General features: G+C 67.7%; 29 protein-coding genes. 3 read left to right on the forward strand and 26 right to left on the reverse strand.

What is annotated here, in order from left to right:
• Positions 1 to 128: 128 nt before the first annotated feature.
• From lexA to rlmE, 12 genes are all read right to left on the reverse strand, one after another.
• Complete coding sequence (gene lexA / locus C1926_RS13425; protein WP_079221455.1) at positions 129 to 764, reverse strand: transcriptional repressor LexA; 636 nt, start codon at positions 762 to 764, stop codon at positions 129 to 131.
• Positions 765 to 953: 189 nt separating this feature from the next.
• A complete protein-coding gene (ubiB, locus tag C1926_RS13430; protein WP_108746441.1) occupies positions 954 to 2,636 on the reverse strand; it encodes a 2-polyprenylphenol 6-hydroxylase in 1,683 nt (560 codons plus the stop codon).
• A gap of 35 nt (positions 2,637 to 2,671) precedes the next feature.
• Positions 2,672 to 3,172, reverse strand: coding sequence for a CinA family protein (locus C1926_RS13435; RefSeq protein WP_174208681.1), 501 nt, complete (start codon positions 3,170 to 3,172; stop codon positions 2,672 to 2,674).
• A 61-nt stretch (positions 3,173 to 3,233) separates the two neighbouring features.
• Entirely contained in the window at positions 3,234 to 4,541 is a 1,308-nt protein-coding gene (locus tag C1926_RS13440; RefSeq protein ID WP_108759514.1) for an MFS family transporter, read from the reverse strand.
• Positions 4,542 to 4,925: 384 nt separating this feature from the next.
• Positions 4,926 to 6,236, reverse strand: a complete 1,311-nt coding sequence (gene hflX / locus C1926_RS13445; protein WP_079221451.1) for a ribosome rescue GTPase HflX — start codon at positions 6,234 to 6,236, stop codon at positions 4,926 to 4,928.
• Between the two features lie 14 nt (positions 6,237 to 6,250).
• Positions 6,251 to 6,526 (reverse strand): RNA chaperone Hfq, encoded by a 276-nt coding sequence (gene hfq / locus C1926_RS13450; RefSeq protein WP_079221450.1) that lies wholly within the window; start codon positions 6,524 to 6,526, stop codon positions 6,251 to 6,253.
• Positions 6,527 to 6,622: 96 nt separating this feature from the next.
• Positions 6,623 to 7,576 carry a tRNA (adenosine(37)-N6)-dimethylallyltransferase MiaA gene (gene miaA, locus C1926_RS13455; protein ID WP_108759515.1) on the reverse strand — a complete coding sequence of 318 codons (954 nt, stop codon included), beginning with the start codon at positions 7,574 to 7,576 and terminating at the stop codon, positions 6,623 to 6,625.
• The gene (folP, locus tag C1926_RS13460) at positions 7,576 to 8,472 is read right to left on the reverse strand and encodes a dihydropteroate synthase (RefSeq protein ID WP_108759516.1); all 897 of its coding nucleotides are present in this window, start codon (positions 8,470 to 8,472) and stop codon (positions 7,576 to 7,578) included. The genes miaA and folP overlap by 1 nt, the downstream gene beginning before the upstream one ends.
• A gap of 115 nt (positions 8,473 to 8,587) precedes the next feature.
• A complete protein-coding gene (locus C1926_RS13465) occupies positions 8,588 to 9,091 on the reverse strand; it encodes a hypothetical protein (RefSeq protein ID WP_108759517.1) in 504 nt (167 codons plus the stop codon).
• Positions 9,092 to 9,479: 388 nt separating this feature from the next.
• Positions 9,480 to 9,668: a hypothetical protein gene (locus tag C1926_RS13470; RefSeq protein ID WP_108759518.1), complete on the reverse strand. Its 189-nt coding sequence runs from the start codon at positions 9,666 to 9,668 to the stop codon at positions 9,480 to 9,482.
• Between the two features lie 101 nt (positions 9,669 to 9,769).
• Positions 9,770 to 11,707 (reverse strand): ATP-dependent zinc metalloprotease FtsH, encoded by a 1,938-nt coding sequence (gene ftsH, locus C1926_RS13475; protein ID WP_079221445.1) that lies wholly within the window; start codon positions 11,705 to 11,707, stop codon positions 9,770 to 9,772.
• Positions 11,708 to 11,772: 65 nt separating this feature from the next.
• On the reverse strand, positions 11,773 to 12,405 hold the full coding sequence (gene rlmE / locus C1926_RS13480) for a 23S rRNA (uridine(2552)-2'-O)-methyltransferase RlmE (protein WP_008265654.1): 633 nt from the start codon (positions 12,403 to 12,405) through the stop codon (positions 11,773 to 11,775).
• 65 nt (positions 12,406 to 12,470) lie between these two features.
• On the opposite strand from rlmE, the gene yhbY reads away from it, so the two are divergent.
• Both yhbY and C1926_RS13490 read left to right on the forward strand, forming a co-directional pair.
• On the forward strand, positions 12,471 to 12,776 hold the full coding sequence (yhbY, locus tag C1926_RS13485; protein WP_079221444.1) for a ribosome assembly RNA-binding protein YhbY: 306 nt from the start codon (positions 12,471 to 12,473) through the stop codon (positions 12,774 to 12,776).
• Between the two features lie 13 nt (positions 12,777 to 12,789).
• Positions 12,790 to 13,164, forward strand: a complete 375-nt coding sequence (locus C1926_RS13490) for an Mth938-like domain-containing protein (protein WP_108759519.1) — start codon at positions 12,790 to 12,792, stop codon at positions 13,162 to 13,164.
• 137 nt (positions 13,165 to 13,301) lie between these two features.
• On the opposite strand, the gene C1926_RS13495 is transcribed toward C1926_RS13490, so the two are convergent.
• The 4 genes from C1926_RS13495 to surE are packed head-to-tail and all read right to left on the reverse strand — an operon-like array spanning position 13,302 to position 16,171.
• A complete protein-coding gene (locus C1926_RS13495) occupies positions 13,302 to 14,087 on the reverse strand; it encodes a peptidoglycan DD-metalloendopeptidase family protein (RefSeq protein ID WP_079221442.1) in 786 nt (261 codons plus the stop codon).
• Positions 14,084 to 14,698 carry a YqaA family protein gene (locus tag C1926_RS13500; RefSeq protein WP_079221441.1) on the reverse strand — a complete coding sequence of 205 codons (615 nt, stop codon included), beginning with the start codon at positions 14,696 to 14,698 and terminating at the stop codon, positions 14,084 to 14,086. Before C1926_RS13500 ends, C1926_RS13495 begins: the two co-directional genes overlap by 4 nt.
• Before the next feature lie 19 nt (positions 14,699 to 14,717).
• Positions 14,718 to 15,395 (reverse strand): protein-L-isoaspartate(D-aspartate) O-methyltransferase, encoded by a 678-nt coding sequence (locus C1926_RS13505; protein WP_079221440.1) that lies wholly within the window; start codon positions 15,393 to 15,395, stop codon positions 14,718 to 14,720.
• Complete coding sequence (gene surE / locus C1926_RS13510) at positions 15,392 to 16,171, reverse strand: 5'/3'-nucleotidase SurE (RefSeq protein WP_079221439.1); 780 nt, start codon at positions 16,169 to 16,171, stop codon at positions 15,392 to 15,394. The genes C1926_RS13505 and surE overlap by 4 nt, the downstream gene beginning before the upstream one ends.
• 209 nt (positions 16,172 to 16,380) lie before the next feature.
• Here surE and C1926_RS13515 point away from each other — a divergent pair, with 209 nt between their 5' ends.
• On the forward strand, positions 16,381 to 16,920 hold the full coding sequence (locus C1926_RS13515) for a Smr/MutS family protein (protein ID WP_108746434.1): 540 nt from the start codon (positions 16,381 to 16,383) through the stop codon (positions 16,918 to 16,920).
• 186 nt (positions 16,921 to 17,106) lie between these two features.
• On the opposite strand, the gene truD is transcribed toward C1926_RS13515, so the two are convergent.
• The 10 genes from truD to C1926_RS13565 all read right to left on the reverse strand — a co-directional run bounded on the left by truD (position 17,107) and on the right by C1926_RS13565 (position 25,013).
• A complete protein-coding gene (truD, locus tag C1926_RS13520; RefSeq protein WP_108759520.1) occupies positions 17,107 to 18,138 on the reverse strand; it encodes a tRNA pseudouridine(13) synthase TruD in 1,032 nt (343 codons plus the stop codon).
• Positions 18,135 to 18,632: a 2-C-methyl-D-erythritol 2,4-cyclodiphosphate synthase gene (ispF, locus tag C1926_RS13525; RefSeq protein WP_079221436.1), complete on the reverse strand. Its 498-nt coding sequence runs from the start codon at positions 18,630 to 18,632 to the stop codon at positions 18,135 to 18,137. Before ispF ends, truD begins: the two co-directional genes overlap by 4 nt.
• Positions 18,633 to 18,666: 34 nt before the next feature.
• Positions 18,667 to 19,365 carry a 2-C-methyl-D-erythritol 4-phosphate cytidylyltransferase gene (gene ispD / locus C1926_RS13530; RefSeq protein ID WP_079221435.1) on the reverse strand — a complete coding sequence of 233 codons (699 nt, stop codon included), beginning with the start codon at positions 19,363 to 19,365 and terminating at the stop codon, positions 18,667 to 18,669.
• Complete coding sequence (ftsB, locus tag C1926_RS13535; RefSeq protein WP_079221434.1) at positions 19,362 to 19,712, reverse strand: cell division protein FtsB; 351 nt, start codon at positions 19,710 to 19,712, stop codon at positions 19,362 to 19,364. Before ftsB ends, ispD begins: the two co-directional genes overlap by 4 nt.
• A 4-nt stretch (positions 19,713 to 19,716) precedes the next feature.
• Positions 19,717 to 21,009, reverse strand: coding sequence for a phosphopyruvate hydratase (gene eno / locus C1926_RS13540; RefSeq protein WP_079221433.1), 1,293 nt, complete (start codon positions 21,007 to 21,009; stop codon positions 19,717 to 19,719).
• Between the two features lie 58 nt (positions 21,010 to 21,067).
• A complete protein-coding gene (locus tag C1926_RS13545; RefSeq protein WP_108759521.1) occupies positions 21,068 to 21,454 on the reverse strand; it encodes a hypothetical protein in 387 nt (128 codons plus the stop codon).
• Positions 21,454 to 21,798, reverse strand: coding sequence for a hypothetical protein (locus tag C1926_RS13550; RefSeq protein WP_108759522.1), 345 nt, complete (start codon positions 21,796 to 21,798; stop codon positions 21,454 to 21,456). The genes C1926_RS13545 and C1926_RS13550 overlap by 1 nt, the downstream gene beginning before the upstream one ends.
• Positions 21,795 to 22,625, reverse strand: a complete 831-nt coding sequence (gene kdsA, locus C1926_RS13555; protein WP_079221430.1) for a 3-deoxy-8-phosphooctulonate synthase — start codon at positions 22,623 to 22,625, stop codon at positions 21,795 to 21,797. The genes C1926_RS13550 and kdsA overlap by 4 nt, the downstream gene beginning before the upstream one ends.
• An 88-nt stretch (positions 22,626 to 22,713) precedes the next feature.
• Positions 22,714 to 24,378, reverse strand: coding sequence for a CTP synthase (locus C1926_RS13560; RefSeq protein WP_079221429.1), 1,665 nt, complete (start codon positions 24,376 to 24,378; stop codon positions 22,714 to 22,716).
• Between the two features lie 398 nt (positions 24,379 to 24,776).
• Positions 24,777 to 25,013, reverse strand: coding sequence for a hypothetical protein (locus tag C1926_RS13565; protein WP_079221428.1), 237 nt, complete (start codon positions 25,011 to 25,013; stop codon positions 24,777 to 24,779).
• Between the last annotated feature and the right edge of the window lie 17 nt (positions 25,014 to 25,030).

A 25,030-nucleotide genomic window follows, 5' to 3' on the forward strand; every position in this document is an offset into this window, starting at 1 on the left:
ACAGGCTGAGATTCTGCCCGGCGCTCAGAAAAGAATTATCGGACATCCGTACCAACCTCAGTGGAACCAGAGAATCGCCACAAAAGACCGCGGGGTAATGCTGGTGGAACGGTGCTGCCGCAGCAGGCTCAGCGGTTGGGACGCAGCAGGCCGCAGTACAGGCCCTCGATCGCGAAATCCTGGTCGGGCAGGACTTCGATCGGCTTGTAGTCCGGGTTGCGCGGCAGCAGGCGGATGCGGTCCTTGGCGATCTTCAGCAGCTTCACGGTGATCTCGTCGTCGATGCGGGCCACCACGATCTGCCCGGAATGCGCGTCGCGGGTGCGGTGCACGCCGATCAGGTCGCCGTCGAAGATGCCCTCGTCGATCATCGAATCGCCCTGCACCTTCAGCAGGTAATCCGGGGCCGGCGAGAAGAACACCCGGTCCAGCACCACGAAATCGTCCGAACCGATGTCGGCGCCGATCGGCAGGCCGGCGGCGACCCGGCCCAGCACCGGCAGGCGCAGGACGCTGTCGGGCAGCCCGGGTTCGGCCAGCTTCTCGATCGGCGGTGCCTGTACCAGGCGGATGCCGCGGGCCTGGCCGGGGATGCGACGGATTGCACCGGCCTGCTCCAGGGCCTCCAGGTGGTACTGGGCCGCGCGTACGCCCTTGAAGCCGAATGCACGTGCGATTTCAGTCTGCGACGGCGGTGCGCCTTCGCTCTCGATACGCTCGGCGATCAACTGCAGGATCGCCTGCTGGGTGTCGGTCAGGTCCATGGTTAGTAGTATTACTACTAACTGATGGGTGTGCAAGTGCCTGGGGCGGGATCTGTAGTGCCGAGCCCATGCTCGGCAGATGGGTAAAAAGCGCAGGGGCAGGAGCAAAAGCAGCCGACCAGCGGTCGGCTCTACAGGAATCGCGCAGCGATTCCGCGGTTCCCGTTGGGAACCGCTGCGGTAAGCACGCTACGCGTGCTTGCCGCTTCTCCATATCGAGAACAGGATCCAGACCCCGCAGAAACCGGCACCGACGAAGCCGCAGACGCCCAGGGCCAGCAGCCAGCGGCTGGAGATGCCGCCCACGCTGTGCATCACGATGGACGAGCCGATGATCAGCGCGGCGGTGACGATGCCCATCACCAGGCGGTTGGCGGCGCGGTTCACCTGGTCGCCGAAGCCCTGCAGCGCGCTGGTTTCCACCTTCAGCTGCAGGCGCCCGCGGCGCGCGGCCTGGACCAGCTTGCGCAGGTCGCGCGGCAGTTCGCCGGCGAAATCGATCATTCCCAGCAGGCTGCGCCGTCCGCGCTTGAGCAGCGCACGCGGCGCGTAGCGCTGCAGCACCACCCGCTCCAGGAACGGGCGCGCGGCGCTGGCCATGTCGAAATCCGGGTCAAGCTGGCGGCCCATGCCTTCCAGTGTCAGGAAGGCCTTGATCATCAGCGCCAGGTCGGCTGGCAGGGTCAGGCTGTAGCTGCGCAGCAACTGGGTGATGTCGCCCAGCATCAGGCCGATGCGCAGGTCCTTCAGCGGCACGCCGCGGTACTGGTCGACGAACTGGCTGATGTCGTGCTGCAGCCGGTTCTCGTCCACTTCCACTCCACCGGCCCAGTCCAGCAGCACGTCGGCCACGCCCTGCGGGTCCTGCTCGACCAGGCCGTGCAGCAACTGCGCGACCTGGAACCGGCGCACCTCGGAGAGCGCGCCGACCATGCCGAAATCGATCACGCCGATGCGGCCGTCGCGCAGGTAGATGATGTTGCCGGGGTGCGGGTCAGCGTGGAAGCTGCCGTCCTCCAGCACCATCTTCAGCACGATGTCGGCACCACGCCGGGCCAGCTCACGGCGGTCCAGCCCCGCCGCATCCACGCCAGCCAGGTCACGGCCTGGAATGCCGTCGACGAAATCCTGGACGTTCAGGCTCTCGCAGGTCCACTGCCAGTGCACCTCGGGAATCAGGATGTCGTCGCGGCCGTGGAAATTGCGGGCGATGCGCTCGGCATTGCGGCACTCGGCGGCGAAATCCAGCTCGCGGCGCAGCGATACGGTGAACTGCTGGACCACTTCGGCCGGGCGATAGCGACGCAGGTCGGGCAGGCGCGCCTCGACGATCTCGGCCAGGCGCGCCAGCAGGCGCAGGTCGGCTTCCACCACATCGCGGATGCCGGGTCGGCGCACCTTCAACACTACTTCCCGGCCATCGTGCAGGCGCGCGCGGTGGGCCTGGGCCAGCGAAGCCGCGGCCATCGGCGTTTCATCGAGGAAGGCGAACACCTGGGACGGCGATGCCCCCAGGTCGGACTCCAACTGTTCGCGAATGGCGGCATAGGGCAGCGCCGGTACCGCGTTCTGCAGCTCGGAAAGCTCGGCGATCCATTCCGGCGGCAGCAGGTCGACACGGGTGGCCAGGACCTGGCCCAGCTTGACGAAGGTCGGGCCGAGATCCTGCAGGGCGCTGCGCACCCGCACCGGCGCGGTCATGCGCAGCATCTGCTGGCTTTCCTCGTTCCAGTGCAGCAGCCGGCCGGCGCGCTCGAGCACGGTGGCCAGGCCGATGCGCCGGACCACGTCGCCGAAGCCGTAACGGATCAGGACGGCCGCGATTTCCTGCAGCCGGCCAAGGTCACGGACGGTACCCAGCGTCTCCCACATCGATGCCTACTCCGGTTCGATACCGGGCCAGCATGTCACAGCTGGGCGTCGATACCGTGCAGGGCGGCTGCGACGGTCTGCCGCCGTATGGCTTCGCGGTCGCCGTCGAACTGGAACAGCTCGGCGCGTGCGTAACCGCCGCGGCGCTTCCAGCCGATCCAGACGCTGCCGACTGGCTTGTCCGGGCTGCCGCCGCCCGGGCCGGCGATGCCGGTCACGGCCACGGCGATACCGGCGCCGGAATTGATCAGCGCACCGGACACCATTTCCAGCACGGCCTCGCGGCTGACCGCACCGAACTGCTCCAGGGTCTGCGCGCGCACGCCCAGCAGGCGCTGCTTGGCTTCATAGCTGTAGACCACCATGCCGCAGTCGAAGAACGCCGAGGAACCGGCGATATCGGTCATGCACTTGGCGATCCAGCCACCGCTGCAGCTTTCAGCGGTGACCAGTTGCAGCGAGGCCTGCTGCAGGCGCTGCCCAAGCGCGGCGGCCTGGGCATGGAGATCGGCGTCGGAGGGGAAGGACATCGGCATGGATCGAGGTAGCAACGGTCATCTTGTACCGCAGATCGGCAGCGCTGTCCTCCCCCGCCCCTCAGTGGTCGTGGTGCAGGTAGCGGGCCTGGCGCGGCAGGCGCAGGCTGACCAGGAACGCCACCACCATCATCACCGTGACGTACCAGAAGAACAGCTGTTCATGGCCCAGGCTCTTCAGGCCCAGCGCGGCATACTCGGCGCTGCCGCCGAAGATCGCGTTGCCGATGGCATAGGCCAGGCCGACGCCGAGCGCGCGCACCTGCGGCGGGAACATCTCGGCCTTCACGATGCCGGAGATCGACGTGTAGAAGCTGACGATGGCCAGTGCCAGCACGATCAGCCCGAAGGCCGCCCACGGGCTGGTGACGTGCTGCAGGGTGATCAGGATCGGAACGGTGGTAAGCGCGCCCAGCGCACCGAACAGCATCATGCTGGTGCGGCGGCCGATGCGGTCGGACAGCATGCCGAACAGCGGCTGCATGCACATGTACAGGAACAGCGCGCCGGTCATCACGTAACTGGCGGTCTTGATGGGCAGGTGCACCGTGTTGACCAGGAACTTCTGCATGTAGGTGGTGAAGGTGTAGAAGATCAGCGAGCCGCCAGCGGTATAGCCGAGCACGGTGAAGAAGGCGGCCTTGTGGTCACGGAACAGCGCCGACAGGCTGCCGGCATCCTTGTCGCCACGGTCGGCCTCGCTCTGCGTTTCATGCAGGGTACGGCGCAGCAGCAGCGCGACCACGGCGGCGATGGCACCAAGCACGAACGGCATGCGCCAGCCCCAGGCGCGGATCTCCGCTTCGCTCAGCAGGGCTTCCATGATGACGATGACCAGCACCGCCAGCAGCTGGCCACCGATGAGGGTGACGTACTGGAACGAGGAGAAGAAGCCGCGCTGGCCGCGCAGGGCGACCTCGCTCATGTAGGTGGCCGTGGTGCCGTACTCGCCACCGACCGACAGGCCCTGGATCAGGCGCGCGACCAGCAGCAGGACCGGTGCCATCGCACCGATGCTGGCGTAGGTCGGCAGGCAGGCGACCATCAGCGAGCCGCCGCACATCATGCTGACCGAGATCAGCAGCGACTTCTTGCGGCCGAGGCGATCGGCGATGCGGCCGAACAGCCAGCCACCGATGGGCCGCATCAGGAAGCCGGCGGCGAACACGCCGGCGGTGTTGAGCAGCTGCACGGTCGGGTTGGACGCCGGGAAGAAGGCGCCGGCGAAGTAGATGGCGCAGAACGCGTAGACGTAGAAGTCGAACCACTCCACCAGGTTGCCGGACGAGGCCGACATGATGGCGAACACGCGGTGGCGTTTCTCCGCCGCGGTGTACTGGGGGAGTGCGTCGGTGCTGACGTGGGACATGGAAGGGACTCCGGGGGTGCCGTGGGGGCAGACCCTCGGATCATCCGCCCGGCGGGCGTGAGCGGATGTGCACTATCGGGCGGCTGGAGTGCGGTAATCGGCCGGTAGTGCGGGATGGAGTGTTCCAGCAGGGCTTGCAGCCCTGCACCTGCCGCAATCAACGGCAACGGCGACGTCAAATGCTGCTATCCGTGGGATGGCGGGGCACTGTGGGTCTGCGGGGACGCCGTAAACCCGTCCATGGGGGCTTGGTCGCCGCATCCATGCGGCTCACACCCCGCAAACCCACAGTGCCCCGCCTTCGACAGTTTCCCGCGATCTGTCGGAACGCACAGGGTCAGATCCCTTTGCGCAGCAAAGGGCTCCGCCCCCACCCGTCGTGGTTCACCACTCCGGCAGCTTTTCCGGCAGCAGGGCGCGGATCGGGCCGCCGTCGGCGCTGGCAGCCAGCTTTTCGGCTTCGGCGATCGGGATGTCCACCTGCAGCAGCCAGCCGTCTTCGTCAGCCGTCTCGCTGCGGATCACTTCCAGCTGGTGCAGGCGCGCGCGCAGGCGGCCGGCGCTGGGCGGCAGGCGCAGCTCGCCGGTGACGTGCTGCAGGCCCAGGCGCTTGCCCAGCACGCTCTGCAGCAGCTCCAGGCCCTGCCCGTCGCGGGCGGAAATCCAGACCCGCTCGCGGCGCGAAGGATCGGGAATACCGTCCTGGCCGTCGTGGCGGACCTCGCCGCCCTCGATGCGGTCGATCTTGTTGAACACCAGCAGCTGCGGCAGGTCACCGGCGCCGACCGCAGTGAGCACTTCGTCGACCTGGGCGATGCGCTCCTCGCGGTGCGGATCGGCGGCGTCGACCAGGTGCAGCAGGAAGTCGGCCTCGCGCGCCTCGGACAGGGTCGAGCGGAACGCGGCGACCAGGTCATGCGGCAGGTCGCGCACGAAGCCCACCGTATCGGCCAGCACGACGCTGCCGCCGGGTACGGCGATGCGACGCACCGTCGGGTCCAGAGTGGCGAACAGCTGGTCGGCGGCGTACGCCTCGGCGCCGGTCAGGGCATTGAACAGCGTCGACTTGCCGGCGTTGGTGTAGCCGACCAGGGCAACGCGCGGCAGCTCACTGCGCAGGCGCGCGCGGCGCATCTGGGTACGCTGCACCTCGACCTTCTCCAGGCGCTTCTGCAGCTGCTCCACCCGCTTCTGCAGCAGGCGGCGGTCGGTTTCCAGCTGGGTTTCACCCGGGCCTCGCAGGCCGATGGAACCGCCGCGCTGGCGCTCCAGGTGGGTCCAGCCGCGCACCAGGCGGGTGGCAAGGTGGCGCAGCTGCGCCAGCTCCACCTGCAGCTTGCCTTCGTGGCTGTGCGCACGCTGGGCGAAGATGTCCAGGATCAGGCCGGTACGGTCGATCACCCGGCGCTCCAGGAAACGTTCCAGGTTGCGTTCCTGGCCCGGACTCAGCGAGTGGTTGACCAGGATCAGGTCGGCGCCGGTTGCATCGGCCGCCGCCTTGATCTCGTCCAGCTTGCCGCTGCCGATCAGGGTCGACGGGTTGGGACGGTCAAGGCGCGCAGTGATGGTGGCGGCAATGCTGGCCCCTGCCGAGCGGGCCAGATCACCGAACTCTTCCAGCACGTCGTCTTCCAGCTTGCCGAAGTGGGGCTGGATCAACAGGGCGTTTTCGCCCTTTTTCGAGCGGTCAAACATTCACCGCTCCAGAATTACTCGTCTGCTTCATCACCCGCCTGACCGTTTTCACCCGACTGCACATAGCCACCACCCGGCCCGACCTTCACGTTACGCGCCGGCACGACGGTGGAAATGGCGTGCTTGTAGACCATCTGGCTGACGGTGTTGCGCAGCAGGACCACGAACTGATCGAACGATTCGATCGTGCCCTGCAGCTTGATGCCGTTGACCAGGTACACCGAAACCGGCACGCGTTCGCGCCGCAGTGCATTCAAGAAAGGATCCTGCAGCGATTGCCCCTTGGACATTGCTAACTCCTGATTATTGTTCTTATTGGGTTGCCGGCGGTTGCCACGGCCCCCGAGCCGCCCGCCGGCCCATGATGTTACACGGCCAGCAGCGGTTCAGCGTGCGACGAAGGTCGACACTGCGCTTGCCAGGCGCTCCTGGTCCATATGGGGATCGAACCAGCGCGCATCAAGCTCGCCACGCAGCCAGGTCAGCTGGCGCTTGGCCAGCTGCCGGGTGGCGAAGATGGCCTTGTCGCGGAAGCGGGCGGCGTCGCCCTGCCCGTCCAGGAATTCCCAGGCCTGGCGATAGCCGACCGCACGCACCGCCGGCAGGTCCAGCGGCGCGGCCACGGCCGCCATCTGCGGCAGGGCCCGCAGGGCACGCACCTCGTCGAGGAAGCCCTGGCCCAGCATCGCGTCGAAGCGGGCCTCGATGCGCTGGTGCAGCACGGCGCGGTCGCGCGGGGCCAGGATCAGCTTCAGGGTGCGCACCGGCAGGGGCGCCACGCCGGGGCGGCGCTGCCATTCACTGATCGGCGTGCCGGTCAGGCGGTAGACCTCCAGCGCACGCTGGATGCGCTGGGGATCAGTGGCGTGGATGCGCGCGGCGGCGGCCGGATCGACCTGCGCCAGTTCAGCATGCAGGGCGGCCCAGCCGCGCTCTGCAGCCTCGGCGCTCAGCACCTCGCGCATCGCCGGGTCGGCCTCGGGCATGGGCGACAGCCCCTGCAGCAGGGCGCGGAAATACAGGCCGGTGCCACCGGCCAGGATCGGGGTCTTGCCGCGGGCGACGATGTCGGCCACCACGCGGCCGGCGTCAGCGGCGAACTCGGCCGCCGAATAGGTCTGCCACGGGTCGCGCAGGTCCAGCAGGTGGTGCGGTGCCTGCGCCCGCTCGGCGGCATCGGGCTTGGCCGAACCGATATCGAGGCCGCGGTAGACCAGCGCCGAATCGACGCTGACGATCTCGCCGTCCAGCTGACGGGCCAGGGCGATCGCCGTGGCGGTCTTGCCACTGGCGGTCGGGCCCATCACCGCGATCGCCAGCGGACGCTGGTCGACGGCCATCACTCTTCGTCCGGCCAGCGGATCGACGGGGCGGCATCGGCGCGGATCGCGGGGACCGCATCCACGGCCTCCCAGATCTTCAATGCATCCACCGTGGCGGCCACGTCGTGCACGCGCACGATGCGGGCGCCACGCTGGACGGCGATCAGGTGAGCAGCCACCGATGACGCCACGCGCTCGGTCGCCACCTCGCGGCCGGTCAGCTCGCCCAGGCTGCGCTTGCGCGACAGGCCGGCCAGCATCGGCACGCCCAGTTCCAGGAAACGCTCGGACCGGGCCAGCAGGGTCATGTTGTGGGCCGTGGTCTTGCCGAAACCAAAGCCCAGGTCGATCAGCAGATTCTTCCTGGCAATGCCGGCCATTTCGGCGGCGAACAGGCGCTGCACGAGGAAGCCATGGACCTCGGCCACCACGTCGTCGTAATGCGGGTCGGCCTGCATGTGGCCGGGTTCGCCCTGCATGTGCATCAGCACCACCGGCACGCCGGTGTCGGCAGCCGCGTCGAGCGCGCCGTCCTGGCGCAGGCCGAAGATGTCGTTGATCATGCCGGCGCCGGCCGCCACGGCCGCGCGCATCACCTCCGGCTTGAAGGTGTCGATGCTGATCGGCACGGTGGTGCGGGCAGCGAGCTGTTCGATCACCGGCAGCACGCGCTGCAGCTCTTCTTCCACCGACACCGGCGCGGCGCCCGGGCGGGTGGACTCGCCGCCGATGTCGAGCAGGTCGGCGCCCTCCTCCACCAGCTTCAGGCCATGGGCTACGGCTGCGTCGGTGCTGTCATGGGCGCCACCATCGGAGAACGAATCCGGGGTGACATTGACGATGCCCATGACCCGGGCACGGTCCAGGCGCAGGATGCGACCGGCGCAGTCGAGCTGGGGGGAGATATCGAACATGGGTGATCCTGCGGGCAACGGTGTCTAGTTTAAGTCCGCAGGGCCGCGCGCTGCATCCAGGGGTGGTGCCGGCTGGGCGCCGGCACCGAAACCGGATACGGCAGCTCCGCCCCGATCAGAAGTCGCCCAGGCGCGCGTTGTCCGTCGGTGCAGCCAGCCAGGCCGCCAGATCTTCGCCGATCGCATTGACGGTGCGGTCGAGCACCGTGCAGGAGCCCTTGAAGCCAGCAAAGGCGCCCCCGCGGGAGATCCGCCTTGCGGTGACCGTCGCGACCTGGTGGCCATCCTCGAACAGGACACCGCGCACCGCGGCAGACTTGAAGTGTCCGACAAAGGCGTTGCCTGCGCTCTGCGCTTCGACCAGCTCCAGCCTCAACGAGCGCCCATTGCCGCTGTCGGCACCCACCGGCCCGGACACCAGGGTGTTGCCGTGGCGGGTGGCATTACTGGCGAGCGACTGCGCCAATGTGGCACCGATGGTGCACTCGCTCTTGATGGCGTCGGCAATGATCGCTGAATCAGCGAAAGGCACCGGCTGCACGACGCGTATCTCAGCGGCCGCAGCGGGCAGGACAACAGTCGCCAGCCCTGCCAGGGCAAGCGGAAGCAGCAGTTTCATGGTGATCCCCTGTAAACCCGGCCTCCCCCTATGGCGGCCGTGGTGGCGCATCCTGACGCGCAGCAGAGGTACCGCGCAAGGCCTTATCCACGCATGGCGTGGATCTACCGTGTCGATCAAGGTCGACACCTACCAACAGCCGCGCGGACGAGCAGTTGCAGTGACCAGCAGCCGAGTGAACCTGTCGAAGGCGGGGCGGTGTCGGATTGCGGGGTGTCCGCGGCATGGATGCCGCGGCCAAGCCCCCAGGGATGGGTTCACGGCGTCCCCGCAATCCGACACCGCCCCGCCAACCCACGGAATGCCCGCTTTTGCCTTTGACGTTGCCGGCCAGCGGCCGGCACTACCGCTTCGGCGGGTACAGGGCGCAGCCCTGCCGGGAAAACCCTCAACGCTGCCGGCGGCGCTTCCGGTCCACGTACAGCGTCTTGATGATGCTCAGCAGGATGCCGACGGCGATGCCGACGCCGCAGCCCAGCAGCAGGTTGTCCACGGCCAGGCCCACGGCAACGCCGACGATGGTGGCGATGACCATTTCGACGGTATGGGAAATCGGTTGCGGCGGGGGAACGGACATGCGGGCTCCAGCGTAAGGCGGTGAATTCAGTCGGGCAGCGGGCCCGGAAACAACGAGGCCGGGTTTCCCCGGCCTCGTCTGCAATCAGCAATGGCGGGCCGTCAGTGCGACTCGGCCGGGCCGGCGATCGGCGGCAGCGGACGGGCGTCACCGCCCTTGTCGTTGCCACCACCGTCCTTGTTGGACTTGTTCCAGCCCGCCGGCGGCGGCGGATCGCGGCCTTCCATGATGGCGTCGATCTGCGGCGCGTCGATGGTCTCGTACTGCAGCAGCAGCTGCGACATCGCATGCAGCTTGTCGATGTTGGCCGTCATCAGCTCGGTGGTGCGTGCATAGGCCTCGTCGAGGATGTTGCGCACTTCCTCGTCGATGCGGCGCGCGGTGTCGTTGGACACGCTCTTGTGCTGGGTGACCGAACGGCCCAGGAACACCTCGTCGTCCTCTTCGCCATAGGCGATCGGGCCGAGCTGGTCGGACAGGCCCCACTTGGTGACCATGTTGCGGGCCATCTTGGTGGCGCGCTCGATGTCGTTGGAAGCACCGGTGGTGACCTTGTCGGCACCGAAGATCAGTTCCTCGGCCACGCGGCCACCGTACAGCGAGCACAGCTGCGACTTGATCGCCACGCGGTTCATCGAGTACTTGTCGCCTTCCGGCAGGTACATGGTCACGCCCAGCGCACGACCGCGCGGGATGATGGTGACCTTGTAGACCGGGTCATGCTCGGGCACGAGGCGGCCGACGATGGCGTGGCCGGCTTCGTGGTAAGCGGTCAGGGTCTTCTCGTCCTCGCTCATGGCCATCGAGCGGCGCTCGGCACCCATCAGGATCTTGTCGCGGGCACGGTCGAAGTGGTCCATGCGGACCTCCTTCTCGTTGCCACGCGCGGCGAACAGGGCCGCCTCGTTGCAGAGGTTGGCCAGGTCGGCACCGGAGAAGCCCGGGGTACCACGCGCGATCACCATCGGCTCGACATCGTCGGCCAGCGGCAGCTTGCGCATGTGCACCTTCAGGATGTGCTCGCGGCCCTTCACGTCCGGCAGGCCGACCACGACCTGGCGGTCGAAGCGGCCCGGGCGCAGCAGCGCCGGGTCCAGCACGTCCGGACGGTTGGTCGCGGCGATGACGATCACGCCTTCACCACCCTCGAAGCCGTCCATTTCGACCAGCAGCTGGTTCAGCGTCTGCTCGCGCTCGTCGTGACCGCCGCCCAGGCCGGCACCACGATGGCGGCCGACGGCGTCGATTTCGTCGATGAAGATGATGCACGGCGCGTGCTTCTTGGCCTGCTCGAACATGTCGCGCACGCGGCTGGCGCCGACGCCGACGAACATTTCGACGAAGTCAGAACCGGAGATCGAGAAGAACGGCACCTTGGCCTCGCCGGCGATGGCCTTGGCCAGCAGCGTCTTGCCGGTACCCGGCGGGCCCACCATCAGCACGCCGCGCGGAATCTTGCCGCCCAGCTTGGTGAACTTGGACGGGTCGCGCAGGAAGTCGACCAGTTCGCCCACTTCTTCCTTGGCCTCGTCGCAACCGGCGACGTCGGCGAAGGTGACCTTGATCTGGTCTTCGCCCTGCAGCTTGGCGCGCGACTTGCCGAAGGACATCGCGCCCTTGGCACCGCCGCCACCGCCCTGCATCTGGCGCATGATGAACAGCCAGAAGCCGATGATCAGGATGACCGGCAGGAAGTTCATCAGGATGGCCGCGAAGGAAATGCCGCTCGACGGCTCTTCCTGCACGATGTCCACGTTCTTGGTGCGCAGCACGTTGATCAGGTCGCGATCAGCCGGCGCGGCGATGGTGGCCGTCTGGCCGCCACGGGTGGTGTAGGTGATCTGGTTGGTCAGGCCGCGCGAATCGCCACCGAAGGTGACCTTCTGCACGTTGCCGCTGTCCACCTGGTCCAGGAACTGCGAATACGTCGCGCCCTGCGCCCCGGCCCCGGAGGACTTGGGCGAGAAGCTCTGGAAGACCACCATCAGCACGACGGCGACGACCACCCATAGCAGGAGGTTCTTGGTCAAGTCGTTCATCCTCATTGGCTCCGGCGTTCCTCTTAGTGCGGGTCTTGCGTTGGGGTCGAGCGTACTCGGCGAGCTTACTTCATGTGGGCGCGTTTTCCCTGTCCCAAGGCATACACCTCGGGCGAGCGCTTGCGCGAGGCTTCCGGCTTGCGGATGGAGACCTTGTCGTACCGGCGGCGCATCTCGCGCACATAGTCGTCAAAGCCTTCGCCCTGGAACAGCTTGATCAGGAACGCCCCACCGGTTTTGAGGTGGTTGTCGGCGAAGTCCAGCGCAAGCTCGGCCAGGTGCATCATCCGCGGCTGGTCGACCGCGCCCACACCACTCTTATTGGGGGCCATGTCCGACAGCACAAGGTCTACCGGCTGATCCCCGAGCATGGCTTCAAACTGCGATAGGACGGTTTCTTCCCTGAAGTCACCGTGAAGGAACTCCACGCCGGCCAGCGGCGGCATGTCCAGGATGTCCAGCGCCAGCACGCGGCCGGTATCGCCGATCTGTCTCCGCACCTGCTGAGACCAGCCGCCCGGGGCCGCACCCAAGTCGACCACCACCATGTGCGGCTTCAGCAACCGGTCACGTTCGAGCAGCTCCTCGAGCTTGTAGGCCGCGCGCGAGCGCATGCCTTCGGCCTGCGCCTTCTTCACGAAGGGGTCGGAGAAGTGTTCCTTGAGCCAGCGCTGGCTGCTTTTGCTACGGGTGGCCATTGGAAATAGGGGCTGATGGGGTCGTCATGATACCCTGATCGTCCCATTCAACCCCCTTTTCCTGCATGTCCATCGCACTGACCGCCTCCCAGACCCGTTTCCTGCGCGGCCACGCCCACGACCTCAAGGCCCTGCTGCAGACCGGCGGCAAGGGCATCACCCCGGCCTTCATCGCCGAGCTGAACGAAGTCCTGGAACGCCACGAACTGGTCAAGGTGAAGGTTGCCGCCGAGGACCGTGACGCCCGTGACGCGATGATCGCCGAGATCGTCGAAGCCACCGAGGCGGCGCTGGTGCAGCGCATCGGCCACGTCGCCGTGCTGTACCGCCCGAGCAAGGAACAGCGCCAGATCGTGCTGCCGCGCGGCTGATCGCCCTGCCTCCATGCAGCTGAACCACGAACCGCCCGATTACGCCTACAGCCTGCGCGCCGCCGACGGCCGCTCGGCCAGGGTCAACGACCTGGTGCTGGGGCAAAGCTTCTTCCTGACCCCCGACCAGCTGGTCGCGGAGTGGCCGGTGCGCCAGGCGTCCGACCTGCAGCTGGCCGATATCGAAGCGATTCTTGCGCTGAACCCGGCGCTGATCGTGCTGGGTACCGGCGACCGCCAGGTATTTCCGCCGGCGGCCGTGATGGCGGCCTGCCTGTCGCGCGGCATCGGCCTGGAAGTGATGAACAATCCGGCCGCCGCGCGCACGTTCAACATCCTTGCCGGCGAAGGCCGCAAGGTGGCCGCCGCCTTCATTCTGGAAGGTTGAGGCCGGAGCCGCCGGGCGTGGCCCGGCGCTACCCTGGATAACAGGTTGCCTGTAGCGCCCGAGCCGATGCTCGGGCGTTTTCGTTTGGTCGCGAAGAGCCGCCGGGCGTGGCCCGGCGCTACCCGTATCTGCCTGCGCTAGCGCGCCGGCAGATACTGCTGCGGGTCGACCGGCTTGCCGTTGTAGCGAATTTCGAAGTGCAGCATGTCGCGATTGGCCCCGGTGCGGCCCATCTCGGCGATCTGTTCACCCGCCTTGACGCTCTGCCCTTCGTTGACCAGGCGCTTGCGGTTGTGGCCATAGGCCGACAGCCACTGATCGCTGTGCTTGATGATGATCAGCTCACCGTAGCCGACCAGGCCGGCACCGGAATACACCACCACGCCATTGGCGGTGGCGCGCACGGCAGCGCCGCTGGAGCCGGCGATGTCCACGCCCTGCTTGGTCGCATCACCCGCTACGTAACGACCGACGATCGCGCCGTCGGCCGGCCAGCGCCAGTCGATGTTGCTCTTCACCGGCCCGACCGGGGCCGTCGCAACCGGCGTCGGCGTCGTCGTGCCTGCGGTGCCGCGCGGCGGGGTCACCACCGTGGTCGGCGCGCGGCCGCCGGTGGCGCCGGCCGGATACAGGCGGATGACCTGCCCCGGGTAGATCTGCGAGGGATTGTCCAGCCGGTTCCAGGCGATCAGGTCGGCCGGCGTGATGTCATGGATGCGGGCCAGCGCGTAGATCGTGTCGCCCTTGCGCACGACCACGGTCTGCCCGGGCTTGGCGACCGAGGTCTTCGGCGTGCTGACAGTGGTGCCACCGCTGCTGCCGCCGGGGCGGACGACGGTGGCGGTGCCACAGGCGGCCAGGGTGGATACCAGCAACGCCAGCGCGCCGATGCGCACTCCCTTGCTCAGACAATCTGCACTCATGCGAACTTCGACCTCCATACAAGCCAGGCAACCAGCCCCACCACCAGCGCGGTGGCGATCCAGCCCAGCGGTTCAATCCAGCGGCGCAGCGCCGCTTCGGCACGCGCACCACCGATGCGGATGACCGCGGCCAGCACGTACACGCGCTTGCCGCGGCCGATCAACATGCTCAGCAGGTACTGTGGCATGGGCACGCCGACGATACCCGAAGCCCATGTGAAGACCTTCATCGGGATGGGCATGAAGCCGCCCAGCACCAGGAAGGTGAACACCGCCCACGGCGACTCGGCCATCTTGGCCTGCACGGTGGCGATGCCCTGCTCGATGGCCGGCAGCATGCCCAGCGCCTCGAACACCGGCTTGATCGCCTCGAAGGCGAAATGCCCCAGTGCATAGCCGACCACCGCGCCGACCATGGAGCCGGCCAGGCTGAGCGTGGCGAACCACCAGCCGCGCTTGGGCTGGGCCACGCACATCGGCGCCAGCATCACTTCCGGCATGACCGGGAAAATGATGGCTTCAAAGAAACTCAACACCGTCAGGTAGGTCGGCGCGCGTTCGTGCGCCGCCCACTTCATCGCCCGCTCGTACAGCGGCCCGAAAATTTTCATGCAACCCTGCTCCGTGGATTCAATCGAGCATGCCAGACAGCAGCGGCACGAACGTGACCGGTGCCAGCACGCGTTGTTCAATGCTGCCGTCTTCCCTGCGGTCCAGCTGCACCAGTGACTGCCCGCCCGGGCCACCCACCGGCGCCACCAGGCGCCCACCCACAGCCAGCTGCTCGACCAGGGCATCGACCAGGGCCGGCGCGGCCGCGGTGACCACCACCGCATCGTAGGGGCCGTGCTCGGCCCAGCCGACGCGGCCGTCATCATGCTTGGTACGGATGTTCATGCCCAGTGCGCGGAAGCGCTTGCGGGCCTGCCGCAGCAGATCGCCGATGCGCTCGACGGTGTAGACCTCCAGGCCTACGGCGCCGAGCACGGCGGCCTGGTAGCCCGAGCCGGTGCCTACTTCCAGCACCGTCTTCGGCGCGACCTGCAGCACCGCCTCGGTCATGCGGGCCACGACCCACGGCTGCGAGATGGTCTGCCCATGGCCGATCGGCAGCGCAGTGTCTTCGTAGGCACGCGAGGCCAGGGCCTCGTCGATGAACAGATGGCGCGGCACCACCCGGATCGCGTTCAGCGTGGACTCGTCGACGATGCCGGCTTCGCGCAGGCGATCAACCAGGCGGTCGCGCACGCGCTGCGAGGTCATGCCGATGCCAACCGCTTCCGGTTGCAGGCGCAGGCGCGGGCTCATGCCGGCTGGTCCAGGGCGGCGCTGAGGCCGCCGACCCAGCTGGCCACTTTCTCAAGTGCCTGGTAGCGGGTCAGGTCGACCTGGATGGGCGTGATCGAGATGTGGCCGGTGCGCACGGCATTGAAATCGGTGCCGGGGCCGGAATCCTGTTCACGACCGGCCGGCCCGATCCAGTACACGTCGTTGCCGCGCGGGTCCTTCTGCGCGATGCAGCCCTCGGCGCGATGACGGTTGCCCAGCCGGGTCACTTCGAAACCCTTGACCTCGCTCCACGGCAGGTCCGGCACGTTGACGTTGAGGATGGTGTCGGCCGGCAGCGGATCGGCCTTCAGGCGGGCGACGATCTCCACTGCGGCACGCGCGGCGGTCTCGAAGTGCTTCGGATCGTGGTTGCGGGTGACCAGGGAAACAGCCACCGCCGGCAGGCCGAGGAAGCGACCTTCCATCGCCGCCGAGACGGTGCCCGAATAGATGACGTCGTCGCCGAGGTTGGCGGCGTTGTTGATGCCGGAAACGACAATGTCGGGTTCGAATTCGAGCAGGCCGGTCAGCGCCAGATGCACGCAGTCGGTCGGGGTCCCTGCCACCGAGACGGTGTAGTGGTCGATGCGCTTGAGCCGGATCGGCAGGTCCAGCGTCAGCGAATTGCTGGCACCGGAACGATCACGGTCGGGGGCGACCACCGTCACTTCATGGCCGGCCTCGCGCAGCACGGCGGCAAGCATCCGGATGCCTGCGGCGTCGACGCCATCATCGTTACTGACCAGGATGCGCATCTTCGATTTAACCGCTTGATTTTCCAAGAATTCGATTCCGTCACCTTGTCGCGTGGGCGGGACCGCCCGCGCCCCTGTCGGGGACCGGCGATCGCGCAAGTGCGTCGGGTATTGTGCCGCAAGCGGGCCGCCGGTCCTACCCTGCCGGTGGTGATGCGCGTCATCGAATCGACATAGGCAGAGCCGCGCGGGCGGTTTACCCTGTGCGCATGTCGCACCCTGAAGATGAAGATCCGGCCGCCCTGTTCCGTGCGGCCATCGGCGAAGTGAAGCCGCTGCGCAAGGAGGTCGAGCCGGCGCCTGCGGCGCCGCGACCGAAGCCGCGCGCGCGCATGGCCGAACGCGACGAAGCCGAGGCGGCGGGTGAGTTCGCCCGCCTGCTGCGCGACAACAGCCCGCTGGAAGCCGGCGACACCGCCAGCTACCGCCGCGACAACCTGCCGCCGCGGATGTTCCAGCGCCTGAAGCGCGGCCAGTATTCGGTGCAGGACGAACTGGACCTGCACGGTGCGACCGCCGCGCAGGCCGAGATGCTGCTGCGCCAGTTCCTGCTGGAAGCGCACGCGCACGAGTACGGCTGCGTGCGCATCATCCATGGCAAGGGCCTGCAGTCCGATGGTGGCGCCCCGGTGTTGAAGAACCTGGTGGACCGACTGCTGCGGCTGCGCAACGATGTGCTTGCCTTCCACTCGGCGCCGACCGGCCAAGGTGGCACCGGTGCGGTGCTGGTGTTGCTGGCGCGCCGTTGATCCCCGCATCCACGCATGGCGTGGATCTACGACCTGCACGGCGGCCCGCATCCACGCATGGCGAGGATCTACGACCTGCACGGCGGCCCTCATCCACGCATGGCGTGGATCTACGACCCGGCGCGGCGTCTCATGCGATGCCGGTAGATCCACGCCATGCGTGGATATCCCGACCCCGCCCGGCGATCAGCCCTGCGAGGCGTCTTCCACCGGGCCCAGTTCGTGCAGCACCGCGGTGGCATAGCAGCCCGGCGGCAGCGCGAACGACAGCTCCAGCACGTCATCGGCCAGCCACTGGTGCTGCAGCAGGGCAGGACGCAGGCGCAGCGCGCGACGCTCCTGCTTCAGGCGGGCGCCTTCCAGGCCGGCACGCAGTGCCTGCGACTCCTCATCGTCCAGCGCCGCCAGCTCCAGCGTGCGGGCAGCCTCGGTGCTGCGCAGCTCACCCTCGCCCCACAGCGGTGCGCTGGGGTGGATGTCGAAGCGCGCCAGGCGCTCGGCCAGCACATCGGTGTACGGCTCCGGGCCGAACACGCTGCGGCTGCCATCAAGCATCCACACCTCGCCGTCCAGCGGCTGGTCCCAGCTACCCTGCTCCACGCGCGCGGCCAGCACGCGGTTGAACAGGGCCGAGCGGGCCGCCGACAGCAGCAGCGAACGCTGGTCCTGGCGCATGCGGCGGCCACCGAACATCGCCAGCGCGGCCGGAACATTGCCACCGTCGCGACCGAAGCGCTGCTCGCCGAACCAGTTCGGCAGGCCACGCGCGGCGATCTGCTGCAGGCGCCCATCGATGGCCGCGGCGTCGCCCTGCACGTCGCGCAGCACCAGCTTGAAGCGGTTGCCGGCCAGCGCACCGCGCTGCAGCTTGCGGTTGTGCCAGGTGGCCTCGAGCACTTCGATCTCGTCGCTGGCCAGGCTGGCCAGGTCCGGAGCGACGCGCTTGGGCAGGTGCACGCTGAAGCGCTGGGTGGTGACCGCGTTGCGGTCCTTCATGCCCGCGTAGCTGACCGCCATCTCCGGCAGGCCCGCCCACTTCGCCAGCACCTTGGCCACGTGCACCGTGTTGGCGCCGCGCTTGCGGATGTGCAGCAGCAGGTGCTCACCTTCGCCGGTGGCCTCGAAGGCCGGCAGTTCGTCCACCTGGAAGTCGTCCGGCGTGGTGCGGATGCGCGCGCTCAGCAGCGGCGCACCAAAGGCCAGCGGCAACGGAATCATGCCGCCACCAGCAGGACGACGGCCTGCGCGGCAATGCCTTCGCCACGGCCGGTGAAGCCGAGCTTCTCCGAGGTGGTGGCCTTGACGCTGACCGCGTCCAGCGGCAGCTGCAGCAGGCCGCCGATGCGCTCGCGCATCGCCAGTGCATGCGGGCCGACCTTGGGCCGCTCGCAGATGACCGTGATGTCGGTATTGCCGACGCGCCAGCCACGCTCGCGCAGCAGGCTGTCGCAATGGCGGACGAAGTCACTGCTGTCCGCGCCCTTCCAGCGATCGTCGCTGGGCGGGAAATGCTGGCCGATGTCGCCCAGCGCGATCGCGCCGAGCATGGCGTCGCACAGTGCGTGCAGGATGACGTCGCCATCGCTGTGCGCAAGCACGCCGCAGCTGTGCGCCACGCGGATGCCGCCCAACATGATGTGGTCGCCTTCACCGAAGGCATGGACGTCGTAGCCCTGGCCGATACGGACGGGCGGGAACGGAGCTGTGCTCATGGATGCAACCCTTGCAGCAGGGCCGCGCGGGCGATCAGCCGGCGCGGCGGGAAAGTACGAATTCGAAACGGTCGAGGTCGGCCGGGGTGGTGACCTTGAAATTGTCCTCGCTGCCTTCCACCAGCAGCGGTCGCTGGCCCTGGCGCTCCATGGCCATGGCTTCGTCGGTCACCTCGACACCACTGGCGGCAGCACCGGCCAGCGCGCGGACCAGCTGGTGGCGGCGGAACAGCTGCGGGGTCAACGCACGCCAGAGGCGCTCGCGCGGCTCGGTGCCATCAATGCCACCATCGTCACCGGCTCGCTTGAGGGTGTCGCGCACGGGCGCGGCGAGAATCGCGCCGACCGGGTCGGCACGCCCCACTTCCAGCAGGCGGCCCAGATCGGCCAGCGACAGGTTGGGCCGCGCGGCATCGTGCACCAGCACGAACTCGTCGGCGCGCACACTGTCGGGCAGGGCCTGCAGGCCCGCCAGCACCGAAGCGGCCCGGGTGGCGCCGCCGATGCAGGTCAGCACCGGCTTGCCGGACCACTCGGTCCAGCCCGGCCAATCGGCATCGTCCTGGCCGATCACCACCATCGCCCCGGCCACGGCCGGGTGCGCCAGCAGTGCATCCAGGGTATGGGCGAGCAGGATCTGCCCGCCCGCCTGCAGGTACTGCTTGGGCAACGGCGCGCCGAAACGGGTACCCCGCCCGGCGGCCGGAACGACCGCCCAGATGGCCGCGCTCACGGCACGTCCGCCGGGTGGTCGCCGACCTGCGCCGCGACCGGTGCAGCCTGCGCCGGGCGAACCGGCGCATCCTCCACCACGCGGTAGAACTTCTCGCCGGGCTTGATCATGCCCAGCTCGCTGCGCGCGCGCTCTTCGATGGCGGCCTGGCCTTCCTTGAGGTCCTTCACTTCGGCAGCCAGCGCATCGTTGCGCTGCTGCAGACCTTCATTGTCCCGCTCCTGGTTGGCGACCTGGGCTTCGAGCATCATCACTTCACCCGAATTGCCCGGGCCGAACCAGAAACGGTACTGCAGCCATGCCAGCAGCAGGGCCAGCAGCAACAGCAGCCAGCGCCAGTCGCGCATGGGCTCAGCGCTTCAGCGACACGAACGCGTCACGACCGGCGTAACGCGCGCTGGCGCCGAGGGCTTCCTCGATGCGCAGCAGCTGGTTGTACTTGGCCACGCGATCGCTGCGGCACAGCGAGCCGGTCTTGATCTGGGTGGCGGTGGTGGCCACCGAGATGTCGGCGATGGTGGTGTCTTCGGTTTCGCCCGAACGGTGCGAGACAACGGCGGCGTAGCCGGCACGGTCGGCCATGGCGATCGCTTCCAGGGTTTCGCTGAGGGTACCGATCTGGTTGACCTTGATCAGGATCGCGTTGGCGGTGCCCGAGTCGATGCCTTCCTGGAAGATCTTCGGGTTGGTGACGAACAGGTCGTCGCCCACCAGCTGCACCTTCTTGCCGATGCGGTCGGTCAGCAGCTTCCAGCCGGCCCAGTCGTTCTCGGCCAGGCCGTCTTCGATCGTGATGATCGGGTACTGCGCGGCCCAGTCGGCCAGGAAGTCGACGAACTGCTCGGAGGTCAGGCGCTTGTTCTCGCCCACCAGGTTGTACTTGCCGTTCTCGAAGAACTCGCTGGAGGCCACGTCCAGGCCCAGCAGCACGTCTTCACCGGCGGTGTAGCCGGCCTTGCCGATGGCTTCCAGGATGGTGTCCAGCGCTTCGACGTTGCTGCGGAAGTCCGGCGCGAAGCCGCCTTCGTCGCCCACGGCGGTGCTCAGGCCGTGGCTCTTCAGCACGGACTTCAGCGAATGGAAGATTTCGGTGCCGGCACGCAGCGCTTCGGAGAACGAGGTGAAGCCCACCGGCAGCACCATGAATTCCTGGAAGTCGACGTTGTTGTCGGCGTGTGCGCCGCCGTTGATGATGTTCATCATCGGCACCGGCAGCGACGGGGTCGCACCGGTCTTGGTGGCCAGGTACTGCCACAGGGCCTGCTTGCTGGACGCAGCGGCGGCATGCGCGGCCGCCATCGACACGGCCAGCAGCGCGTTGGCGCCCAGTCGGCCCTTGTTCTCGGTGCCATCCAGGTCGATCAGGCGACGGTCCAGGCCAGCCTGGTCGACGGCTTCGAAGCCCTTCAGTGCATTGGCGATGGCGCCATTGACGTTCTCGACGGCCTTGCGCACGCCCTTGCCCAGGTAACGGGTCTTGTCGCCGTCACGCAGCTCGACCGCTTCCTTGGTACCGGTCGAGGCGCCGGAGGGAACCGCGGCGCGACCGAACGAACCGTCCTCCAGGATGACTTCGGCTTCCAGCGTGGGGTTGCCACGGCTGTCGAGGATTTCACGGGCGTGGATGCTGCGGATCGTACTCATGAGCGGACCGGTTACCTGTCTGGAGGAGGGAATGCGACAAATGTGAAATGCCGCGTGATTATCCCCGGCTGCCCGTCGCTTGCCAAATGGTGTCGTCGGCAGTGGCCAGCGCTGGCCCTTGGGTGGCCCCCACCAAGATCAGCAGCAGCGATACCAGCAGTGTCAGCAGCACCATTGCAACGGTCGCGCAGACCGGTCCGCGCCGGCGACGCCAGGCCAGCACGACTGCAGCCACTGAACCCGCCAGGGAGCCTCCGAGCACAAGCAGAGCAGCCAGAATCCAGTACTGCATGGCCAGCATGCCGTGGTTGCCATCACCGGGCGAGCCCATGCTGGCGGCGAAGGCCAGCCCTGCACCGAGCAGCCCGGCCCAGGCGAGCATCGCCAGCAACAGCGCAATCAGGCCCCAAGGCCAGTCGCGGGGGCGCGCGCCTCCCGTATTCATCAAACAAGGTCGTGCAGCAGCGTGCCGACCCACAGCGACAGCAGCACCAGCGCCAGGGCGGCCGTCACCTTGCCCCGGTTGAAGCGCCAGGCGAGCACCGATGCGGCCACGCCCGCACTGACCGTGACCAGCTCGGCGACCGCCAACGCGATGACATACGGCTTCAGATCGGCGTGCGCACCGTCACCGGGCGGACGCATGGCTGCGCCCACCAGCATGAAGATGAAGAAGGCACCGGACAGCGACAGCAACGCCATGCCGAGCGCGATGGCCCCCCACGGCCACTGCCGCCAGGAGCGCCGGCGACGCTGGGCTTCCAGCGCCGCCCACGGGTCAAGACTCACGCGAAGCGCGAGAAGCCGTGCTTCTTGGTCACCGCGTCGAGCTCCATCAGGGTCTCGAGCAGGGCTTCCATCTGGTCCAGCGGCCACGCATTGGGGCCATCGGACAGGGCCTTGGACGGATCCGGGTGGGTCTCGGCGAACAGGCCGGAGATGCCCACCGCCACCGCGGCACGCGCCAGCACCGGCACGTGTTCGCGCTGGCCGCCGGAACTGGTGCCCTGCCCGCCCGGCAGCTGCACCGAATGGGTGGCGTCGAACACCACCGGGCAGCCGGTGTCACGCATCACCGCCAGCGAACGCATGTCGCTGACCAGGTTGTTGTAGCCGAAGCTGGCGCCACGCTCGCAGACCATGATCTGCTCGTTGCCGGTGGACTTTGCCTTCTCGACGACCGGCTTCATGTCCCACGGCGCCAGGAACTGGCCCTTCTTGATGTTGACCGGCTTGCCGGCCGCACACACCTTGCGGATGAAGTCGGTCTGGCGGACCAGGAACGCCGGGGTCTGCAGCACGTCCACCACCGAGGCCACTTCGTCCATCGGGGTGTATTCATGCACGTCGGTCAGCACCGGCACGCCGATCTGCTTCTTCACTTCGGCCAGCACCTTCAGGCCTTCTTCCATGCCCGGGCCGCGGAAGGCGGTGCCCGAGGTACGGTTGGCCTTGTCGAAGCTCGACTTGAAGATGAAGTTGACGCCGAGGCGGTCGGTGATCTCCTTCAGCTTGCCGGCGGTATCGAGCTGCAGCTGCATCGACTCGATCACGCAGGGGCCGGCGATCAGGAACAGGGGCTGGTCCAGCCCGACCTCGAATCCACACAGTTTCATGGCGTTTCCTTGTTGTCCGCTACGCCGGCAGGGCCGGCGCGCTGGGGTTGAAGCATGCAGGATGGGGGCCGAAGCCCCCCTTCACAAGTCAGGCGCGGGCTTCGGCCAGCAGCGCGCCACCGGCCTTGCGCTCGCGCGCGGCACGGATGAAGCCGATGAACAGCGGATGGCCATCGCGCGGGGTGGACAGGAATTCCGGGTGCGCCTGGCAGGCCAGGAACCACGGGTGCGCGTCACGCGGCAGCTCGACCACTTCCACCAGGGTGTCGTCCATCGACTTGCCCGAGATCACCAGGCCGGCATCTTCCAGCTGGGTGCGGTAGCGGTTGTTGAACTCGTAGCGGTGGCGGTGACGCTCGGAGACCACGTCCTTGCCGTACAGCTCGCGGGCCAGCGTGCCCGGCTTCAGGCGCTGTTCCTGCAGGCCCAGGCGCATGGTGCCGCCGAGGTCGCTCTTGTCATCGCGTTTCTCGACATCGCCGGTGGCGGTACGCCATTCGGTGATCAGGCCGATCACCGGATCCGGCGACTGGCGGTCGTTCTCGGTGCTGTTGGCGTTTTCCAGGCCCAGCACGTGGCGCGCGTAGTCCACCACCGCCGCCTGCATGCCGTAGCAGATGCCGAAGTACGGCACGCTGTTCTGGCGGGCGAACTGCGAGGTCAGCACCTTGCCTTCGAAACCGCGGTCACCGAAGCCGCCCGGCACCAGGATGCCGTCGACGTCGGCCAGCGCGGCCATGTCGGTGCCTTCCAGGTCCTGCGCTTCCAGCCACTTCAGGTTGACCTTGGTGCGCTGGCGCAGGCCGCCGTGCTTGAGGGCTTCGCCGACCGACTTGTACGCGTCCTGGTGGTCGACGTACTTGCCGACCACGGCGATGGTCACTTCGTCCAGCGGGTGCAGGGTCGCGTCGACCGCGTCCTCCCACATCGACAGGTCGACCGGGCCGACCTTGTCGGCCAGCTTCAGCTGGTTGACCACGATCTCGTCCAGGCCCTGCGCATGCAGGCCCGACGGAATGCGGTAGAGCACGTCCACGTCCGGCACGCTGATGACGGCGCGTTCGGAGACGTTGGTGAACTGGGCGATCTTGCGACGCTCCGAATCCGGCACGGCCTGCTCGGAACGGCACAGCAGCACGTCCGGCTGGATGCCGATCGAGCGCAGCTCCTTCACCGAGTGCTGGGTCGGCTTGGTCTTCAGCTCACCGGCGGCGCCGATGTACGGCACCAGGGTGAGGTGCATGAACAACGCCTTCTCCGGGCCGCGCTCGGTGCGCACCTGGCGGATCGCCTCCAGGAACGGCAGCGACTCGATGTCGCCCACGGTGCCGCCGATCTCGACCAGGGCCACGTCGTAGCCTTCGGTGGCTTCGTCGATGCAGCGGCGGATCTCGTCGGTGATGTGCGGAATGACCTGCACGGTCGCGCCCAGGTAGTCGCCGCGGCGCTCCTTGCGGATCACGTTCTCGTAGATGCGCCCGGTGGTGACGGAGTTCTTGCGGCTCAGGCGGGTACGCACGAAGCGCTCGTAGTGGCCCAGGTCGAGGTCGGTTTCGGCACCGTCGTCGGTGACGTAGACCTCACCGTGCTGGAACGGGCTCATGGTGCCCGGGTCGACGTTGATGTACGGGTCGAGCTTCATCATCGTGACCTTCAGGCCACGCGCTTCGAGGATGGCGGCCAGTGACGCAGCGGCAATACCTTTGCCGAGCGAGGACACCACGCCGCCGGTTACGAAAATCAAGGGAGTCATGGCTGCAAGCATCCTGTCTGGAAATGGAAAACGGCAGCGCCACGCCTGCCCGAGGGGCGGGCGTGGAGCAGAAAGGGGGTTTTCCGGTTCGCTGGGGCAGCGAGGGAGGCGCGGGGCCGGTCGGCGGCAGGCGCCGGACGGGGACCATCGTGCGAGGTCGGGGCGGCCGTGCCGGTCAATTCGACCGTCACCTGCGACCCGCATTGCTGGAGGCCACGCATGGCCGGTCCAGCCCATTCGCAAATGGTGGACACGCACTACTCCCGGAAAGCCATAGTTTACAGATAGATGGCCGCCAACCCAAGGGGCAGATAGCGTCATCGGCAAAAGAAAACGCCCCGCAGTGCGGGGCGTTCAGGGGCCAGCGCCTTGCGGCAGCGGCCTTGGCGGCGGAAGCCTTACTTCTTCTTCCGCGCCTCTTCCTCTTCTTCCTGCTGCGGGACCGGCTGGCCCTTGGCCTTCATTTCGGCATTGGCCTGGGCGCGGCGCTTGGCCTTGGCATCCGCCTCGGACTGCGCGGCCTTGTCGGCCTGGTCACCCTGCTGCGGGGCCGTCTGGCCTGCGTTCTGCGCCATCACCAGCGGCACCGCAACGGCGGCAGCGGCCAGGATCGCAATGGTCAGCAACTTCTTCATGGAGTCCTCCTCGCGTA

The sequence above is a fragment of the Stenotrophomonas sp. ZAC14A_NAIMI4_1 genome, assembly GCF_003086915.1.
Taxonomy (GTDB): Bacteria; Pseudomonadota; Gammaproteobacteria; order Xanthomonadales; family Xanthomonadaceae; genus Stenotrophomonas.

What these genes read in the sequence shown, in the direction of transcription:
- C1926_RS13490 (WP_108759519.1), top strand. Translation starts at nt 12,790, where the DNA reads ATGCAGCTGAACCACGAACCGCCCGATTACGCCTACAGCCTGCGCGCC.
- ftsB (WP_079221434.1), bottom strand. Translation starts at nt 19,712, where the DNA reads ATGCGCGACTGGCGCTGGCTGCTGTTGCTGCTGGCCCTGCTGCTGGCA.
- truD (WP_108759520.1), bottom strand. Translation starts at nt 18,138, where the DNA reads ATGATTCCGTTGCCGCTGGCCTTTGGTGCGCCGCTGCTGAGCGCGCGC.
- C1926_RS13500 (WP_079221441.1), bottom strand. Translation starts at nt 14,698, where the DNA reads ATGAAAATTTTCGGGCCGCTGTACGAGCGGGCGATGAAGTGGGCGGCG.
- C1926_RS13440 (WP_108759514.1), bottom strand. Translation starts at nt 4,541, where the DNA reads ATGTCCCACGTCAGCACCGACGCACTCCCCCAGTACACCGCGGCGGAG.
- C1926_RS13565 (WP_079221428.1), bottom strand. Translation starts at nt 25,013, where the DNA reads ATGAAGAAGTTGCTGACCATTGCGATCCTGGCCGCTGCCGCCGTTGCG.
- C1926_RS13515 (WP_108746434.1), top strand. Translation starts at nt 16,381, where the DNA reads ATGTCGCACCCTGAAGATGAAGATCCGGCCGCCCTGTTCCGTGCGGCC.
- lexA (WP_079221455.1), bottom strand. Translation starts at nt 764, where the DNA reads ATGGACCTGACCGACACCCAGCAGGCGATCCTGCAGTTGATCGCCGAG.
- hflX (WP_079221451.1), bottom strand. Translation starts at nt 6,236, where the DNA reads ATGTTTGACCGCTCGAAAAAGGGCGAAAACGCCCTGTTGATCCAGCCC.
- hfq (WP_079221450.1), bottom strand. Translation starts at nt 6,526, where the DNA reads ATGTCCAAGGGGCAATCGCTGCAGGATCCTTTCTTGAATGCACTGCGG.
- C1926_RS13470 (WP_108759518.1), bottom strand. Translation starts at nt 9,668, where the DNA reads ATGTCCGTTCCCCCGCCGCAACCGATTTCCCATACCGTCGAAATGGTC.
- yhbY (WP_079221444.1), top strand. Translation starts at nt 12,471, where the DNA reads ATGTCCATCGCACTGACCGCCTCCCAGACCCGTTTCCTGCGCGGCCAC.
- C1926_RS13465 (WP_108759517.1), bottom strand. Translation starts at nt 9,091, where the DNA reads ATGAAACTGCTGCTTCCGCTTGCCCTGGCAGGGCTGGCGACTGTTGTC.
- miaA (WP_108759515.1), bottom strand. Translation starts at nt 7,576, where the DNA reads ATGGCCGTCGACCAGCGTCCGCTGGCGATCGCGGTGATGGGCCCGACC.
- eno (WP_079221433.1), bottom strand. Translation starts at nt 21,009, where the DNA reads ATGAGTACGATCCGCAGCATCCACGCCCGTGAAATCCTCGACAGCCGT.
- C1926_RS13495 (WP_079221442.1), bottom strand. Translation starts at nt 14,087, where the DNA reads ATGAGTGCAGATTGTCTGAGCAAGGGAGTGCGCATCGGCGCGCTGGCG.
- C1926_RS13435 (WP_174208681.1), bottom strand. Translation starts at nt 3,172, where the DNA reads ATGCCGATGTCCTTCCCCTCCGACGCCGATCTCCATGCCCAGGCCGCC.
- C1926_RS13545 (WP_108759521.1), bottom strand. Translation starts at nt 21,454, where the DNA reads ATGAATACGGGAGGCGCGCGCCCCCGCGACTGGCCTTGGGGCCTGATT.
- ispF (WP_079221436.1), bottom strand. Translation starts at nt 18,632, where the DNA reads ATGAGCACAGCTCCGTTCCCGCCCGTCCGTATCGGCCAGGGCTACGAC.
- ftsH (WP_079221445.1), bottom strand. Translation starts at nt 11,707, where the DNA reads ATGAACGACTTGACCAAGAACCTCCTGCTATGGGTGGTCGTCGCCGTC.
- kdsA (WP_079221430.1), bottom strand. Translation starts at nt 22,625, where the DNA reads ATGAAACTGTGTGGATTCGAGGTCGGGCTGGACCAGCCCCTGTTCCTG.
- surE (WP_079221439.1), bottom strand. Translation starts at nt 16,171, where the DNA reads ATGCGCATCCTGGTCAGTAACGATGATGGCGTCGACGCCGCAGGCATC.
- rlmE (WP_008265654.1), bottom strand. Translation starts at nt 12,405, where the DNA reads ATGGCCACCCGTAGCAAAAGCAGCCAGCGCTGGCTCAAGGAACACTTC.
- folP (WP_108759516.1), bottom strand. Translation starts at nt 8,472, where the DNA reads ATGTTCGATATCTCCCCCCAGCTCGACTGCGCCGGTCGCATCCTGCGC.
- C1926_RS13560 (WP_079221429.1), bottom strand. Translation starts at nt 24,378, where the DNA reads ATGACTCCCTTGATTTTCGTAACCGGCGGCGTGGTGTCCTCGCTCGGC.
- ubiB (WP_108746441.1), bottom strand. Translation starts at nt 2,636, where the DNA reads ATGTGGGAGACGCTGGGTACCGTCCGTGACCTTGGCCGGCTGCAGGAA.
- C1926_RS13505 (WP_079221440.1), bottom strand. Translation starts at nt 15,395, where the DNA reads ATGAGCCCGCGCCTGCGCCTGCAACCGGAAGCGGTTGGCATCGGCATG.